The sequence below is a fragment of the Mesorhizobium sp. DxT genome, from assembly GCF_058448885.1.
On sequence record NZ_JBZFLJ010000007.1, the window covers coordinates 1 to 16601 of the forward strand.

The window sequence follows — 16601 nt, forward strand, 5'->3', positions numbered from 1 at the left end:
GCAAGCACGTCAGGAACGGGATGCTGTCACCCGTTGAGTTCGAACGGCAGCAGGAAATGTAACCCGAGGGTGTCCACGAAACTCGGGGCTATTCACTCATCTCGATCAGGTTCCGGCAAGCGGCACTCGGTACGGCATATTGTGAGCCGGTACTTAGGACGTTTCCGGCGCGGGCTGTCCTGGAGTAAATGCGGCCGCGCGCAAAACATGACTATAATTATCAAGTAATTACCGCGACTTAGCGCCGTCGTCAAAAATTTGACCGATTGATAAAAAAATTATTCGTGCTAGCATTTCCCCAAAACCAATAATGGGGAACATCGACGATGGCTGAAGGCCAGTTCAAGCAGGGCATCGCAGCCGGCCGGCTCGCGCCGCCGGAATATGCGGACAACTTTTCCGATCTTCATCCCCCGTTCGACCGCCACGAGGCGCTGGTCGAGGCGGATCGCTGCTACTTCTGCTACGATGCACCGTGCATGCAGGCGTGCCCGACCACGATCGATATTCCGATGTTCATCCGGCAGATCTCGACGGGTAATCCTGTTGGCGCGGCCAAGACCATCTTCGACCAGAATATTCTCGGCGGCATGTGTGCTCGCGTCTGCCCGACAGAGACGCTGTGCGAGGAGGTCTGCGTGCGCGAGGTGGCCGAGGGCAAGCCGGTGCAGATCGGTCGCCTGCAGCGCTACGCGACGGATACCGCGATGGCGCAGCACAAGCAGTTCTACGAGCGCGCCGCGCCGACCGGCAAAAGGATCGCCGTCGTCGGCGCCGGGCCGGCGGGGCTCGCCTGCGCGCATCGGCTGGCCGTCAACGGGCACGAGGTGACGATCTACGAAGCCAAGCCGAAGGCCGGCGGCCTCAACGAATACGGCATCGCGGCCTACAAATCCGTCGACGGCTTCGCGCAGGCCGAAGTCGATTACATCACCGCCGTCGGCGGCATCGATGTTCAGCACGACAAGGCGCTTGGCCGCGATATGTCCCTGGCAGAACTCGCGTCTTCCCATGACGCCGTGTTCCTCGGCATGGGGCTAGCCGGCGTCAACGCCCTGCGGGCCGAGGGCGAGGGTGCCGAGGGTGTACAGGACGCGGTCGATTTCATCGCCGAGCTGCGCCAGGCAGGCGACCTTGCACAGCTTCCGGTCGGTCGGCGCGTCGTTGTCATCGGCGGCGGCATGACGGCGATCGACGCGGCGATCCAGTCCAAGTTGCTGGGGGCCGAGGAGGTGACGATCTGCTACCGCCGCGGCAAGGAACACATGAACGCCTCGGAGTTCGAGCAGGATCTGGCAGCCTCCAAAGGCGTAACCATCCGCCACTGGCTGCAGCCCAAAAGCGTCATCGACGCGGGCGGTCGTGTTGCCGGTATCGAGCTCGAATACACGACCCTGCGCGATGGCAAGCTGGTCGGCACGGGCGAGACGATGCTGATCGACGCCGACCAGGTGTTCAAGGCGATCGGCCAGTCGTTCGACGCGTCGCCACTCAACGGCTCCGGCAATTCGATCGCCATGGAAGGCGGGCGCATCAAGGTCGATACCGAAGGGCGTACCTCCATGGCCAAGGTCTGGGCGGGTGGCGACTGCGTCGTCGACGCGCGCGAAGACCTGACCGTCGCGGCGGTAGCCGCCGGGCGCGACGCGGCTGAAAGCATCCACCGGGCACTCACCTCTAACGGGAGGGCATGAGCATGGCAGACATTCGTTCGAACTTCGTCGGAATCAAGTCGCCGAACCCGTTCTGGCTCGCCTCGGCGCCGCCGACGGACAAGGCCTACAATGTCGTCCGCGCCTTCAAGGCGGGGTGGGGCGGCGTCGTGTGGAAGACGCTTGGCGAGGAAGGCCCGCCGGTCGTCAACGTCAACGGGCCGCGCTACGGCGCGATCTGGGGTGCGGACCGGCGTCTGCTCGGTCTCAACAATATCGAGCTCATCACCGACCGTGACCTGCAGACTAACCTGCGCGAGATGAAGCAGGTGAAGATGGAATGGCCGGACCGGGCGCTGGTCGCCTCGATCATGGTTCCGTGCGAGGAGCAAAGCTGGAAGGCGATCCTGCCGCTGGTCGAGGAGACTGGAGCCGATGGCATCGAGCTGAATTTCGGCTGCCCGCACGGCATGAGCGAACGCGGCATGGGCGCCGCCGTCGGCCAGGTTCCGGAATATATCGAAATGGTAGTGCGCTGGTGCAAGCAGTACACGCGCATGCCCGTCATCACCAAGCTGACGCCTAACATCACCGACATCCGCAAGCCGGCGCGCGCGGCCAAGGCGGGCGGAACCGATGCGGTGTCGCTGATCAATACCATCAATTCGATCACCGGCGTCAATCTGGACAGTTTCTCGCCGGAGCCAATGATTGACGGCAAGGGCACGCATGGCGGCTATTGCGGCCCTGCGGTTAAGCCGATCGCCATGAACATGGTGGCCGAGATAGCCCGGGACCCCGAAACGCGTGGCCTGCCGATCTCCGGCATCGGCGGCATCACAACCTGGCGCGATGCCGCCGAGTTCATGGCGCTGGGGGCAGGCAACGTGCAGGTCTGCACGGCGGCTATGACCTACGGCTTCAAGATCGTCGAGGAGATGATCGAGGGGCTGAAGAACTGGATGGACGAGAAAGGGCATGCCGATCTCGACGCCATCGTCGGCCGCGCGACGCCCAACGTAACCGACTGGCAGTACCTCAACCTCAATTATGTGGCCAAGGCGCATATCGACCAGGATGCCTGCATCAAATGCGGCCGTTGCCACATCGCCTGCGAGGACACCTCGCACCAGGCCATCACACAGATGGTCGATGGCGTGCGCCATTTCGAGGTGATCGAGGAGGAGTGCGTCGGGTGCAACCTCTGCGTCAATGTCTGCCCGGTGGAAGGCTGCATTACCCTGGAGCCGCTGGCGGCGGGCAGTCTCGACAAGCGCACCGGCAAGGTCGTCGAGCCTGTCTATGCCAACTGGACGACGCATCCCAACAATCCGATGGCGCGCCAGGCCGCCGAGTAGAGCAGGGCGCTTTCAACGTCGTCGCCGCGCCACGGCGGCGACGGGATACGATGCCGCTGCGTCGGCCGATAGGCTCGGTAGCACCGTTCGAATATGGTCGCCCAAGGCCGTGGCTGCGGAGGATGGACGCTGCTCGGCAAATTCGAGCGCGATGCCGAGCGTCGGCAAAGGCGGCAAGCCACCAGAGACGATATGGAGATCGGCCGGCACGGCTGTCTGCGTCAGAACGCTGATCGCATGCCCCGAACGCGCGATTGCGATAAGCCCGGCCAAGCTGTCGCTGGCGAATGCAACCCTGTAGCGGCGATTGACCGCCTCCATCGCGTCGCAGGCAGCTCGATAGTCGAGCGTCGTGGGCGCCGACAAAGCCAGCGGAATGGTGTCGAGATCGAGTATGGCCGGCTTCGGTTCGTTCGCCACCCACACAAATCGTTCCTTGCGTATGACATCGCGGTTAGCGGCGTCGGACAGAGAGACGAGCGCCATGTCTATCTGGCGGCGATGCAGCAGGGGACGTAGTTCGGTAGTTGGCGCGCAGACCATGCGCAACTCGACTTCGGGATGCAGCGCAAAGAAGTCTCTGAGCAATTCGGGGATGAAGGCGATCGAATAGTCTTCAGGGCACCCAAAGCTGACCGGACCCTTGAGCGCGCCGCCGGCCATGTCGGCAAGGATTTCGTCATGCTTCGCAAGCAACGATTCTGCGTGAGACAAAAAGCGCTCGCCGGCTGCGGTGAGGCGCACGCCCGATCCGCTGCGGTGCAAAAGCGATTGGCCAACCATATCCTCCAGGCGCTGCATCTGCATGCTGAGCGCGGATTGCGTTCGGCCGACCTGGCTGGAGGCAAGGCTGATGGAACCGGTTCGCGCGACCGCAGCGAAGTTCCTTAAGAGCGCGAGGTCGAGCATAGGTGTGTCATCAGTCCGATTGATACCGGAGTACGGTAATATCAATTTGCGCGAAGGCTCAAGCAGCGCTAGCGATTGGGCGAGCCATTCGGAGAGATTTCATGTCCCTGAACGACGATCCCGCATTCTGGGCTGCCGCGCGCAAGCATCTCATCCGCTACGGACCAAGCTTCGAAAGTGTCATCATCGAGCGCGCTGAGGGCAGCTTCGTTTACGATGCCGACGGGCGCGCGATCCTCGACTTCACCTCGGGCCAGATGAGCGCCGTGCTCGGCCATACGCATCCCGACATAGTGGCGACGGTCGACCGGCAGATGAGGTCTGTCGCGCATCTCTTCAGCGGCATGCTGTCCCGACCGGTGGTCGAACTCGCGTCGCGGCTGGCGGCGCTTGCGCCGGGGCTCGACCGTGTTCAACTGCTGACCACTGGAGCGGAATCGAACGAGGCTGCGATCCGCATGGCCAAGCTGGTGACCGGCGGGCACGAGGTCGTTGCCTTCGCGCAGAGCTGGCACGGCATGACAGGTGCGGCCGCTTCCGCAACCTACAGCGCGGGCAGGCGCGGCTATGGCCCTGCAACGGCCGGTTCGCTTGTCATTCCGGCTCCGAATGCCTATCGACCGCGTTTCACCCATGCGGATGGTTCCAATGACTGGCAGACCGAGCTTGACGATGCCTTCGAGCTGATCGACCGGCAGTCGACCGGCAATCTCGCTGCCTTCATTGCCGAGCCGATCCTGTCGAGCGGGGGCATTCTCGAACTTCCGCAGGGCTATCTCGCCGCCTTGAAGCAGAAGTGCCACGAGCGCGGCATGCTGCTGATCCTCGACGAGGCACAGACGGGCGTCGGTCGCACCGGGCACATGTTCGCATTCCAGCGGGACGGCGTGACGCCCGACATCCTGACGCTTTCGAAGACCCTTGGCGCGGGGCTGCCGCTGGCCGCGGTCATGACGACGGAGGAAATCGAGCAGAAGGCATTCGAGCGCGGCTTCCTGTTCTACACCACCCACGTCTCGGACCCGCTTACCGCAGCGGTGGGCGTAACGGTGCTCGACGTGGTCGCGCGTGACGGGCTGGTGGAGCGGGCGGCCCGCAGCGGTCAAAGGTTGCGCGCCGGCCTGCTTTCGCTGCAGCAGAAATACGAGTGCGTCGGCGACGTGCGCGGGCGTGGGCTGCTTCTCGGGTTGGAGGTCGTCAAGGACCGGCAGACCAAGGCGCCCGGTTTCGAACTGGGCGCCAGGATCATGGAAGAGGCGATGCAGCGTGGGCTCAGCATGAACATCGTCAAGCTGCCCGGCATGGGCGGCGTGTTCCGCATCGCACCGCCGCTGACGGTCTCGGATGAAGAGATCGACCGCGGCATCGAGATCATGACCGGGGCGATCGAGGCTTCGATCGCCTCAGCCTGAACGCGGCGGTGCTTGGCGGCGTTGGGCCGCCGTCAGGCGGCGGCCGACCGGTTGACGATGACGCCGTTCTTCATGGCCAGGAAACGGCGCAGACGGTCGTTGTAGTCGGCCACCACGGCGTTCTTCACCGAAGGGCGCCGCGCGAGGGCCTGCCGCCACGCACCGACCTTGCCGAGACCGGTGAAGACGCCGAAATCGGCAATCGTGTCGAACACGTCGAAATAGCGAAATGCAGGCGCGAAGACCGCGTCGACGATCGAGAACGCTTCGCCCGCGAAATAGGGGCCTGCGCCGATTTCGGTTTCCAGCCGCTCCATCTTCTGGCGAAGCCGGGCGACCGCGTCATCGAAGGTGGACTGGCCGGTCGTGGTTTCCATGGTCCAAATGTCGCCGAGCGCTGCCGAGCCGAATTCCATCCACGCGCGGTGACGCGCCCGGGTCAACGCATCTTCGGGATGGAGCCGAGGCTGCTCGGTCTCATCGAGATATTCGACGATCGCGGCGCTCTCGAACAGGACATCGTCGCCGACCTTCAGCAGCGGAACCTTGCCGAGTGGTGAGATCACCCTGAACCAGTCCGGCTTGTTCGCGAGGTCGACGTCGATGAGTTCGAACGAGACGCCCTTTTCGGCAAGCACAATCGCAGCGCGTTGAACATAAGGGCAGAGGTCGAAGGAAACGAGGGTGAGCATGGAAGGTCTCCGTGTCTGGGTTTTCTGTTGAAACTTGGATGGGGCGTAGTTCTTCGGATCACGAGAGCTGGATGAGTGCGACGCCAGCCAGCAGGGTGGCTACGCCGGCATAGCGCAGCGGCGAGACCTGCCGCCGCGGCAACCGGAACCATCCGTTGCGGTCGACGAGAAGCGAAGCGATCTGCTGGCCTGCGACGGTGAAGCCGACCGTCGCAGCGGCGCCGATCACCGGCATTGCGGTGAAAACGGTGGTCACATAGATCGCGCCGCACAGTGCTCCAAGCCAGCCCCACCACGGCATGGATTTGATTGATGCCGCGCCTGGCTTCGATGCCGTGTGCAAGAGCAGCGTCGGGAGCGTCACAACCAGCATTCCGAGTGCGGCAACGGTGAAGCTTGTGGTGGCGACCAAGAAGGGCTCACCGATATCGGCGCGCAAAAGGCCGTTGAGCGCGCCCTGTACGGGAAGCACCGAGCCGGCAAACAGCGCGAGTGAAATCCATTCGATCTTCGTCAGCGAGAGCGCTTTAGAGACGCCATTTTCGCCAGCCACGATCGCTGCCGCTCCCGCGAAAACCCCAAGCGCACCGAGTGCGGCCGAGATATCAAGCCGCTGCTGCGACACGCCAAGCAATCCGAATGTGTCGAGTGCCAAGGACGCGATCATCTGGCCTGCAATGAATAGCCCCACCGATGGCGTTGCGCCCAATCGCGGAAACAGCAGGATGACGGAGGCGACGTAAACTGCGCTCGCCAAGCCGCCAGTTGCATGCCACCAGGGTGCGGTGAGCAACCTTTCGGCGGCGCCAAGCGATCCGGTGGCGGCTGAGACGACAAGGAGCAGAAGTGCGCCGATCGCGAGTTGCAGCGTCGTCGCGATCGAGGTGCTGTTGAGCGCCTTCGAAAGCTGGGCGTTGGCACCGCCCTGAACAGCCAGAAGCCCGCCGGCAGCCAGGGATAGGGAAACGAAGATGGATTGCATAACGAGCTCGCAGGTGGATATCAGTTCGATTATAGATGCAATTGCATTCAAATATGCTAACCGTTTTCTGACGTCAATGTTGATGCATGTGCATCAAATCGGTTATGGTCGATCCCATGGAAAAAAAACCCGACAGGGCAACGGTCGCGGCGTGGATTGCGCTAGCGCGGGCGTATCGCGTCGCCATGCAGAAGGTCGAGACGCGGCTCAAGGAGGCGGATCTGCCGCCGCTGGCCTGGTACGATGCGCTGTGGGAACTCGAAAAGGCGGGCGAGGGCGGTCTGCGCCCGTTTGAACTGGAACATGCGCTCCTGTTCGAACAGTACAACCTGTCGCGGCTGGTCGACCGCCTCGTGAAGGCCGGTGTGGTCGAGCGGCGGCCTTGTGCCGATGACCGTCGCGGGCATGTGCTCGCCATCACCGGCGAGGGGCTGGCTATCCGGGCGAAGATCTGGAGCGTCTACGCCCCGGCGATCGAGGCTGCCGTCGGCGCCCGGCTGAGCCGCGACGAGGCCGTCTCGCTGGCGCGCCTTCTCGCAAGAATTGCCAACAACGACTGAACAGTCGCTGACAGGCCCTGTCAGGAGAATATTCACAATCCTATTGTGGATATAGAATATCCAGGATATTGAGAGTCCAGAATTGAGGGCAGACGATGAAACTTTCTGAAGGTGTCGAGGCGGCGATCCATAGCGTCACGATCCTAGCCTCGCTTGGGCCGGGCGAAACGATGCCTGCCGCGGCCTTCGCGGACGCCTACGATATCTCGGCAAGCTATTTGCTGAAGCACCTCAAGGTTCTGGTCACCGACGGGCTGCTTGAATCGGTCTCCGGCCCGCAGGGCGGTTACCGGCTTGCGCGGGCGGCAGAGAAGATCACGCTGCTCGATATCGTGCTCGCCATCGAGGGGCGGCAACCGGCTTTCCGTTGTACGGAGATACGCCAGCGCGGACCCGTGAGACTGCCCGCGGAGGTCTATGCAAAACCCTGCCAGATCAACGCGGCGATGCTGAAGGCCGAGCGCGCCTACCGCGCCGCGCTTGCCGAGACATCGATTGCCGACATCGCGGCCGATTTCAACGCCGAGGCCGACCCGCGCGCGGTGGTGGCCGCTTGCGCCTTCGCCGAGCAGAACAAACGCCCGCGGGGGCGCTACAAAAACACCCAAGCCAAAGGAGAAAAGGCATGAAGCCCAGACTGCAGTTTTTCAACGTTGCGCCAGACATCATGAAACAGGTGATGGCGCTGAACGAAGCGGCCAACAATTGCGGGCTGGAGCATTCGCTGCTGCATCTCATCAAGCTGCGGGCCTCTCAGATCAACGGTTGTTCCTATTGCGTCGACATGCACACGCGCGAGGCGCGGCGCGACGGCGAGACCGAGCAGCGCGTCTATCTTGTCTCGGCATGGCGCGAGTCCCCGCTTTACTCCGATCGCGAGCGTGCGGCGCTGGAATGGACCGAGACGCTGACGGCGCTTGCCGGTCACCACGTCGAGGACGAAAGCTATGATGCAGTCCGGGCGCATTTCAGCGAAGAGGAGATGGTGAAGCTCAGCGTGGCCATCGGCATGATCAATGTGTGGAACCGCCTCTGCACTGGCTTCCGCGCCGTGCATGCGGTGGAAACGGCCAAGGCCGCCTGAGCGTGCTTGAGGCGCCAGGAGCAACGGCGAACCGCTGCTCGCCGCTGCCTCTGGCCCTCTCGATTTTACTTTCGTCAGTCAGCGCTCTCGGCTAGTCCCCCTGTATACAGCCCGGAACACCGATTTGAGCCAATCCGTAGACACAGTCCTCGAAGCGAAACCGCGTGCGACGACGCACGCCACCGGCAGGCAGAAACTGCTGGGGCATCTCGCGATGCTGCTGTTTACCGCGTTGGTATCGGGCTCCTATTCGCTTGGCGGGATGGCCGCGTCGCATATCGGGCCGGCCGCAATCAACGCCATGCGGTTCGCGTTCGGCGTGGTGGTGATGGCAGCAGCCGTGGCTGTGCTGACACGCGGCCGCATCCCGGCACCTCGGGCGCCGTGGCGCTATCTGGTGCTCGGTGCGCTGATGGCGGTGTTCTTCATCACTATGTTCATGGCGCTGCGGTTGACCGATCCGGTTTCGACGGGCGCGGTCTTTACGCTGATGCCGCTGATGTCGGCGGTCTTCGGCTATCTCTTTCTCGGGCAAGTCCCGCGCGGCATCGTCATCGCCAGCCTGGTGTTTGCCGGGCTCGGCTCGATCTGGGTGATTTTCGGCGGCAACCTCGATGCGCTTCTGGCTTTCGACCTCGGCCGTGGCGAGATGATCTTCTTCATTGGCGTCGTCTGCCACGCGGCCTATGCGCCGCTGGTGCGCAAGCTCAACGACGGCCGCGAGCCGCTCGCGGCCTTCACCTTGTGGACGCTGGTCGCCACGGGCCTGTGCATCGCGCTCTACGGGGTCAGCGAAATCGTGCAGACCGACTGGCAATCGCTGCCGGCGATCGTCTGGGTGGCGATAGTCTACCTCGCCATCTTCACGACGGCGGGCACCACCTTCCTCGTCCAGTATGCGGCGATGCGGCTGCCGGCCGCCAAGGTTCTTGCCTATACCTATCTTTCGCCCTGCTACATCATCCTGTTCGAGGGCTTGCTTGGCCATGGCTGGGTCAGCCCCGGCGTCGCGCTCGGCGCGCTGGTGACCGTGCTGGGGCTTGTCGTCATGGCCGCGTCGCGCGACAGCTAGCGCGCGCCAGCCTGGGTCGTAAACCGTCCGTTAACCGGAATCGGCAAGCTTCACGCAAGGTTCGGTAAACGGGAACGACGGCGAGAGATGATCGTCATCAAGGCAAGCGGCTCGACGGATGTAAAGGCGCTGCGCAGGCTGGCTGCCGATCTTTCGGCGGATGAGGTCGACGTCGCGCCTGAGGAAATCCAGCCAGCTATGCCGCGCAGACGGCGCAGGCCTTCGGTCAGTACCTTGCCCGGAGCCTCGATCGCGCCGGGGACGCAGGCGGCCATTCTCGAACTGCGCCAAGTCGAGGTGGAGCCGCGGGGCCAATACGACCTGGCTTAGGCAGGGCCTCAACCTTTCGGCTTCAGTCCCTCGATGAAGAGTTGTTCGAGGAAGCGCGCGGCATCCTCGAAGCGGCCTTCGGCGCCGCGGTCGGGTCCGAGCACGGCGCGCACCTGGACGTCGAAATCAGCATAATGCTGCGTGGTCGCCCATATCGCGAAGATCAGATGCCAGGGATCGGTGCGCACGATCCGGCCGTCGCGCATCCAGCCGCGGATGATCTGCGCCTTCTCGTCGACCAGCCCCTTCAATTCGCCTTCCAGCATCGGCATAACGCGCGGTGCGCCCTGCAGGATCTCATTGGCGAACAGCCGGCTTTCGCGCGGGTAGTCGCGTGCCATCTCCAGCTTGCGGCGAATGTAGCTGCGCAACTCGGTGATCGGGTCGCCGATGTCGTCGAGCTCCCGCAGCGGCGCCAGCCAGGTTTCGAGCAGGCGCTGCATCAGCGTCACATGGATGTCTTCCTTGGAGCGGAAATAGTAGAGGAGGTTCGGCTTCGACATGCCGGCGGCTTCGGCGATCTGGTCGATGGTGGCGCCGCGAAAGCCGTGCTGGGCAAATACCTCCAGCGCCGCCTCAAGGATGATCTCGCGCTTCTCGGTCTGGATGCGCGTCCTGCGTTTCGGCTTTACCGCCTCCATGGGCCTTCGTTCCCCTCGCGGCGCGCAGTGCGCCAGATTTCTGGACCAATCGTCTGGACCAGCTTGCGCCGAAGCTGTGGAGCGCGCGGAAGCGCCGGCCTTTGCGCTAGTAATCCCTTGACCGCCTATGTGGCGGTGCTAACGTTTGTCCAATCGGTCAAAATTTGCGTAGCATATCTGCGCCCGAAGAACCAAGCGTTGGCCGAACAACGAGGGGCTCAAAGGAAAGAAAGGCTTGGTTATGTCCAACAGGCTCAACGTCGCGCCGAACGACCTCAGCGCATTCTGGATGCCGTTTACGGCAAATCGCCAATTCAAGCAGTCGCCGCGCATGTTGGTGTCGGCGAAGGACATGCACTACACCGCCTCCGACGGGCGCAAAATCCTCGACGGCACCGCCGGCCTGTGGTGCGTGAACGCCGGCCACTGCCGGCCGAAGATCACCGAGGCGATCCAGCGCCAGGCAGCCGAGCTAGACTATGCGCCAGCCTTCCAGATGGGGCATCCGATCGTCTTCGAACTGGCCAACCGGCTGGTGGACGTCGCGCCCGAGGGCATGGATCATGTCTTCTTCACCAATTCGGGCTCCGAATCCGTCGATACCGCTCTCAAGATCGCGCTGGCCTACCAGCGGGTGAAGGGCGAGGGCAGCCGAACGCGCTTGATCGGCCGCGAGCGCGGCTATCACGGCGTCAATTTTGGCGGCATTTCGGTCGGCGGCATCGTCACGAACCGCAAGATGTTCGGCACGCTGCTGACGGGCGTCGACCACCTGCCGCATACGCACCTGCCGGGCAAGAACGCATTCACCAAGGGCGAGCCGGAGCATGGCGCGGACCTTGCCGACGAGCTGGAGCGGATCGTCACGTTGCACGACGCCTCGACCATCGCGGCCGTCATCGTCGAGCCGGTCGCCGGCTCCACCGGCGTGCTCATCCCGCCGAAGGGCTATCTCCAGCGCCTGCGCGACATCTGCACCAAGCACGGCATCCTCTTGATCTTCGATGAGGTCATCACTGGTTTCGGCCGCCTCGGAACGCCGTTTGCGGCCGACTATTTCGGCGTCATCCCCGACATCATCACCACCGCGAAGGGCGTTTCCAACGGCGTGATCCCGATGGGCGCGGTGTTCGTGAAGAAGGAAATCCACGACGCGTTCATGAACGGACCGGAGCATCTGATCGAGTTCTTCCACGGTTATACCTATTCTGGAAACCCGATCGCCTCGGCAGCGGCCATCGCGACGCTGGACACCTACAAGGAAGAGGGGCTTCTGACGCGTGGCGCGGAGCTCGCTCCCTACTGGGAGGAGGCGCTGCATTCGCTGAAGGATGCACCGCATGTCATCGACATCCGCAATATTGGCCTCGTCGGCGCGATCGAGCTGCAGCCGATTGCCGGGCAGCCCACCAAGCGCGCCTTCCAGGCCTTCGTGAAGGCCTTCGAGCGCGGTGCGCTGATCCGCACGACCGGCGACATCATCGCGCTGTCGCCGCCGCTTATCATCACCAAGGGCCAGATCGACGAACTGATCGATCATGTGCGCGAAGTCCTGACCATGGTCGACTGACCGCGACCAGATTCGAGGGCCGGCGACGGGAACCGGCGGCTCTCGGTGACATGAAGACGAATGAGAGGAATACTGCCGATGGCCGCACCCGGCGAGAATCTGCGCATCAACCCCGACCGCCTGTGGGATTCGCTGATGGAGATGGCGAAGATCGGGCCCGGGGTTGCCGGCGGCAACAACAGGCAGACGCTGACCGACGAGGACGGCGAAGGCCGCCATCTCTTCAAGAAGTGGTGCGACGCTGCCGGCCTGACGACCGGCGTCGACAAGATGGGCACCATGTTCGCCCGCCGCGAGGGAACGGATCCGGACCTGCCGCCGGTCTATGTCGGCTCGCATCTCGACACCCAGCCCACCGGTGGAAAGTATGACGGCGTGCTGGGCGTGCTCGGCGGGCTGGAAGTGATCCGCACGCTCAACGATCTCGGCATCAAGACGAGGCACCCGATCGTCGTCACCAACTGGACCAACGAGGAGGGCACGCGCTTCGCGCCGGCCATGCTGGCGTCGGGCGTCTTTGCCGGCGAGCACGATCTCGAATGGGCATACGATCGCAAGGACGCCAAGGGCCTGCGCTTCGGCGACGAGCTGGAGCGCATCGGCTGGAAGGGTGACGAAGACGTCGGTGGCCGCCCGATGAAGGCATTCTTCGAGCTGCATATCGAGCAGGGGCCGATCCTCGAGGACGAGGATATCGACATCGGCGTCGTCACCCACGGGCAGGGGCTCTGGTGGCTGCAGGTGACGCTGACCGGCAAGGACGCGCACACCGGCTCGACGCCGATGCCCAAGCGCCGCAATGCGGGCCTCGGCATGGCGCGCGTCACCGAGCTGGTGCACGAGGTGGCGATGGACTACCAGCCGGACGCCGTCGGCGCGATCGGCCATGTCGAGGTCTATCCCAATTCGCGCAACGTGATACCCGGCAAGGTGGTCTTCACCATCGACATCCGCACGCCGCACGAGAATGTGCTGAACGAGATGCGCGCGCGCATCGAGGACGGCATCGCTACCATCGCCGAGGCGCTGGATATCGGCTTCGAGGTCGAGGCCGTCGGCCACTTCGATCCCGTCACCTTCGATGAAGGCTGCGTAAAAGCCATTCGCGATGCCGCCGAACGTCTCGGCTATTCCCATCGCGACATCGTCTCCGGCGCCGGCCACGACGCCTGCTGGATCAACCGCGTGGCGCCGACGGCCATGGTGATGTGCCCGTGTGTTGACGGGCTTTCGCACAACGAGGCCGAGGAAATCAGCAAGGAATGGGCAGCGGCCGGTGCCGACGTTCTGTTCCATGCGGTGGTCGAGACGGCGGAGATCGTGGAGTGAGCGCAGGCTTGACGTTCGAAGGGGAACGTCCCTTGAAGCAGGTGATAGGTTGGACCGATGCGGCGCCGCCTTTCAAAACGCCGCTGATCGAAAGGTGCGAAGCTGCGTTGGCTCTTCCGCTTAAAGATCAGACTGTCGAGACGATGAGGCTCTTGCTTGGACAGGGTATAGCCATAGACATGCTGTTACCCCGTGCACTGGATATCCTTGAGCTGGATATCCTGGCTAGCGGGGATTTGTATGAGGGAGACCTGCTGGCATCGTGTCAGCGCCTGCCCGCATCGTATTGGAGAGAACATCCTGACCACTGGGTGCGGCTGGATTCGATCCTCCGCGACTTCGACCAAAAGGTCGATCAGGTGAACAAGGAACGTGCCGGGTTCATGGCGAACAATCCGTTCGGTGCTAAGCTATGAACTGACAGATATCGCCATTCGTGGCGCTAGGAATAGGGGAACGACAGAATGACAAAAGTCATCAGAAACGGAACCATTGTCACCGCCGACCGGACCTGGAAGGCCGATGTGCTGGTGAAAGACGGCAAGATCGTCGCTATCGGCAACGACCTGCATGGCGACCATGAATTCGACGCCACCGGCTGCTACGTGATGCCGGGCGGCATCGATCCGCACACCCATCTCGAGATGCCCTTCATGGGCACTTACTCCGCCGACGATTTCGAGAGCGGCACGCGCGCGGCGCTTTCGGGCGGCACCACCATGGTGGTGGATTTCTGCCTGCCGTCGCCCGGCCAGTCGCTGCTGGAAGCGATCCAGATGTGGGACAACAAGTCGACGCGCGCTGCCTGCGACTATTCTTTCCACATGGCGATCACCTGGTGGGGCGAGCAGGTGTTCAACGAGATGCCGGAGGTGGTGAAGCGCGGCATTACCTCTTTCAAGCACTTCATGGCCTACAAGGGCGCGCTGATGGTCGACGACGACGAGATGTTCTCGTCGTTCCAGCGCTGCGCCGAGCTCGGCGCGCTGCCGCTCGTCCACGCCGAGAACGGCGACGTGGTGGCGCAGCTTTCGCAGAAGCTGCTGGCCGAGGGCAATAACGGGCCGGAAGGCCACGCCTATTCGCGCCCGCCCGAGGTCGAGGGCGAGGCTACCAACCGCGCCATTATGATCGCCGATATGGCCGGCGTGCCGCTCTATGTCGTGCACACCTCCTGCGAGCAGAGCCACGAGGCCATCCGCCGCGCGCGCCAGAAAGGCATGCGCGTCTTTGGCGAGCCGCTGATCCAGCATCTCGTGCTCGACGAGACGGAGTATTTCGACAAGGACTGGGACCATGCCGCGCGCCGCGTGATGAGCCCGCCTTTCCGCAACAAGCAACATCAGGATTCGCTGTGGGCGGGGCTCTCTGCCGGTTCGCTGCAGGTGGTGGCGACCGACCACTGCGCGTTTACAAGCGAGCAGAAGCGCTTCGGTGTCGGCGATTTCACCAAGATCCCCAACGGCACGGGCGGTTTGGAGGACCGGCTGCCCGTGCTGTGGACCAAGGGTGTCAACACCGGCCGGCTTACGCCCAACGAGTTCGTTGCGGTGACTTCGACCAATATCGCCAAGATCCTCAACATGTACCCGCAGAAGGGCGCGATCCTTGAAGGGGCGGACGCCGACATCATCGTGTGGGACCCGGAGAAGACCAAGACGATCTCGTCCGAGGCGCAGCAGTCGGTGATCGACTACAACGTGTTCGAGGGCATCGAGGTGAAGGGTCTGCCGCGCTTCGTCTTCACGCGCGGTGACCTTGCCGTGAACGACGGCAAGGTCGAGGCCAAGCCCGGGCACGGCCAGTTCGTTGCCCGCGAGCCCCACATGGCTGTCAATAAGGCGCTGTCGACGTGGAAGGAAGTCGTTGCGCCCCGCAAGATCGAGCGGACCGGCATTCCGGCGAGCGGCGTTTGAGCGGGTCCATGCAGATCGTGATTGGTTGGGCGCCCTACGTTGCCCCCCTCTGTCCTGCCGGACATCTCCCCCACAAGGGGGGAGATCGGCAGGCTCAAGCTCGTCGCTTCTTCTGGAACGCTGATGAATGGCGAAATCTTCGCGGCCGATTGATCTCCCCACCTGTGGGGGAGATGTCCGGCAGGACAGAGGGGGGCGTGCCGGGACGCGGCGCGGAAACGGACCCCCGATGAACGCACTCGCCACCCCGACACAGCAAGCCACCGCAACCGTAACTGCCCCCGTTATCGAGGCGACCGGCCTGGGGCTAACCTTCGAAACCGGCGACGGGCCGGTCCATGCCCTGTCGAATGTCGAACTCGCCATCGGCAAGGGCGAGTTCGTGTCCTTTATCGGGCCGTCGGGCTGCGGCAAGACCACGTTCCTCCGTGTGATTGCCGACCTGGAGCAGCCGACAGCGGGGCGCATCACCGTCAACGGCATGAGTCCGGAGGAGGCGCGGCGGCAGCGCGCCTACGGCTATGTCTTTCAGGCCGCGGGCCTGTTTCCTTGGCGCACCATCGAGCGCAACGTGGCGCTGCCGCTGGAGATCATGGGCTACCCCAAGGCCGAGGTCGCGCAACGCATCGCGCGCACGCTCGATCTCGTCAATCTCACCGGCTTCGAGAAGAAGTTTCCGTGGCAGCTTTCCGGCGGCATGCAGCAGCGCGCCTCGATCGCCCGCGCGCTGGCCTTCGATGCCGACCTGCTCTTGATGGACGAACCGTTCGGCGCGCTGGACGAAATCGTGCGTGACCATCTCAACGAGCAGCTCCTGCAACTGTGGGACCGCACGAACAAGACGATCTGCTTCGTCACGCATTCGATCCCCGAGGCGGTCTATCTGTCGACCAAGATCGTGGTGATGTCGCCGCGGCCGGGTCGCGTAACCGACGTGATCGACTCGACGCTGCCGCGCGAGCGCCCGCTCGACATCCGCGAGACGCCGGAATTCCTGGCAATCGCCGCCCGCGTGCGCGACGGTCTGAGGGCAGGGCATTCCTATGAGGATTAGGCGAGGTATTGCCGCCCTGGTTCCTCGCCCCCGCGAAGTG

17 protein-coding genes are annotated in these 16601 nt (G+C 63.4%); 13 read left to right on the forward strand and 4 right to left on the reverse strand.

The features are described 5' to 3' along the window. Positions 1-326 precede the first annotated feature (326 nt). Together ACVJNE_RS14040 and preA are read left to right on the forward strand one after the other, a co-directional pair. Positions 327-1694, forward strand: coding sequence for an NAD(P)-dependent oxidoreductase (locus ACVJNE_RS14040; protein WP_499566506.1), 1368 nt, complete (start codon positions 327-329; stop codon positions 1692-1694). Between the two features lie 2 nt (positions 1695-1696). Further along, on the forward strand, positions 1697-3010 hold the full coding sequence (gene preA, locus ACVJNE_RS14045) for an NAD-dependent dihydropyrimidine dehydrogenase subunit PreA (RefSeq protein WP_499566508.1): 1314 nt from the start codon (positions 1697-1699) through the stop codon (positions 3008-3010). 12 nt (positions 3011-3022) lie between these two features. Here preA and ACVJNE_RS14050 read toward each other — a convergent pair whose 3' ends face one another. After that, on the reverse strand, positions 3023-3919 hold the full coding sequence (locus ACVJNE_RS14050) for a LysR family transcriptional regulator (RefSeq protein ID WP_499566510.1): 897 nt from the start codon (positions 3917-3919) through the stop codon (positions 3023-3025). A 101-nt stretch (positions 3920-4020) separates the two neighbouring features. Here ACVJNE_RS14050 and ACVJNE_RS14055 point away from each other — a divergent pair, with 101 nt between their 5' ends. Next, a complete protein-coding gene (locus ACVJNE_RS14055; protein WP_499566512.1) occupies positions 4021-5331 on the forward strand; it encodes an aspartate aminotransferase family protein in 1311 nt (436 codons plus the stop codon). 32 nt (positions 5332-5363) lie between these two features. On the opposite strand, the gene ACVJNE_RS14060 is transcribed toward ACVJNE_RS14055, so the two are convergent. Both ACVJNE_RS14060 and ACVJNE_RS14065 read right to left on the reverse strand, forming a co-directional pair. Then, positions 5364-6023: a glutathione S-transferase family protein gene (locus ACVJNE_RS14060; protein WP_499566514.1), complete on the reverse strand. Its 660-nt coding sequence runs from the start codon at positions 6021-6023 to the stop codon at positions 5364-5366. Positions 6024-6081: 58 nt separating this feature from the next. Further along, positions 6082-7005, reverse strand: a complete 924-nt coding sequence (locus ACVJNE_RS14065; RefSeq protein ID WP_499566516.1) for a DMT family transporter — start codon at positions 7003-7005, stop codon at positions 6082-6084. A gap of 116 nt (positions 7006-7121) precedes the next feature. Here ACVJNE_RS14065 and ACVJNE_RS14070 point away from each other — a divergent pair, with 116 nt between their 5' ends. From ACVJNE_RS14070 to ACVJNE_RS14090, 5 genes are all read left to right on the forward strand, one after another. Next, a complete protein-coding gene (locus ACVJNE_RS14070) occupies positions 7122-7565 on the forward strand; it encodes a MarR family winged helix-turn-helix transcriptional regulator (RefSeq protein WP_499566518.1) in 444 nt (147 codons plus the stop codon). Positions 7566-7660: 95 nt separating this feature from the next. Continuing rightward, positions 7661-8194, forward strand: coding sequence for an RrF2 family transcriptional regulator (locus ACVJNE_RS14075; protein ID WP_499566520.1), 534 nt, complete (start codon positions 7661-7663; stop codon positions 8192-8194). Beyond that, positions 8191-8649 (forward strand): carboxymuconolactone decarboxylase family protein, encoded by a 459-nt coding sequence (locus ACVJNE_RS14080; protein ID WP_173192298.1) that lies wholly within the window; start codon positions 8191-8193, stop codon positions 8647-8649. The genes ACVJNE_RS14075 and ACVJNE_RS14080 overlap by 4 nt, the downstream gene beginning before the upstream one ends. Before the next feature lie 124 nt (positions 8650-8773). Next, entirely contained in the window at positions 8774-9721 is a 948-nt protein-coding gene (locus tag ACVJNE_RS14085; RefSeq protein WP_499566522.1) for a DMT family transporter, read from the forward strand. An 87-nt stretch (positions 9722-9808) separates the two neighbouring features. Continuing rightward, on the forward strand, positions 9809-10051 hold the full coding sequence (locus ACVJNE_RS14090; protein WP_499566524.1) for a hypothetical protein: 243 nt from the start codon (positions 9809-9811) through the stop codon (positions 10049-10051). An 8-nt stretch (positions 10052-10059) separates the two neighbouring features. Here the strand turns inward: ACVJNE_RS14090 and ACVJNE_RS14095 are convergent, their stop codons facing one another. Beyond that, positions 10060-10692 (reverse strand): TetR family transcriptional regulator C-terminal domain-containing protein, encoded by a 633-nt coding sequence (locus ACVJNE_RS14095; RefSeq protein ID WP_499566526.1) that lies wholly within the window; start codon positions 10690-10692, stop codon positions 10060-10062. A 241-nt stretch (positions 10693-10933) separates the two neighbouring features. Here ACVJNE_RS14095 and aptA point away from each other — a divergent pair, with 241 nt between their 5' ends. From aptA to ACVJNE_RS14120, 5 genes are all read left to right on the forward strand, one after another. Continuing rightward, positions 10934-12262 carry an omega-aminotransferase AptA gene (gene aptA, locus ACVJNE_RS14100; RefSeq protein ID WP_379013068.1) on the forward strand — a complete coding sequence of 443 codons (1329 nt, stop codon included), beginning with the start codon at positions 10934-10936 and terminating at the stop codon, positions 12260-12262. A gap of 78 nt (positions 12263-12340) precedes the next feature. Continuing rightward, entirely contained in the window at positions 12341-13591 is a 1251-nt protein-coding gene (locus tag ACVJNE_RS14105) for a Zn-dependent hydrolase (protein ID WP_499566528.1), read from the forward strand. 41 nt (positions 13592-13632) lie between these two features. Further along, positions 13633-14007 carry a contact-dependent growth inhibition system immunity protein gene (locus ACVJNE_RS14110; protein WP_444727519.1) on the forward strand — a complete coding sequence of 125 codons (375 nt, stop codon included), beginning with the start codon at positions 13633-13635 and terminating at the stop codon, positions 14005-14007. A 48-nt stretch (positions 14008-14055) separates the two neighbouring features. Then, positions 14056-15507, forward strand: coding sequence for a dihydropyrimidinase (gene hydA / locus ACVJNE_RS14115; protein ID WP_499566530.1), 1452 nt, complete (start codon positions 14056-14058; stop codon positions 15505-15507). A 229-nt stretch (positions 15508-15736) separates the two neighbouring features. Next, positions 15737-16561 carry an ABC transporter ATP-binding protein gene (locus ACVJNE_RS14120; protein ID WP_499566532.1) on the forward strand — a complete coding sequence of 275 codons (825 nt, stop codon included), beginning with the start codon at positions 15737-15739 and terminating at the stop codon, positions 16559-16561. Positions 16562-16601: the final 40 nt, after the last annotated feature.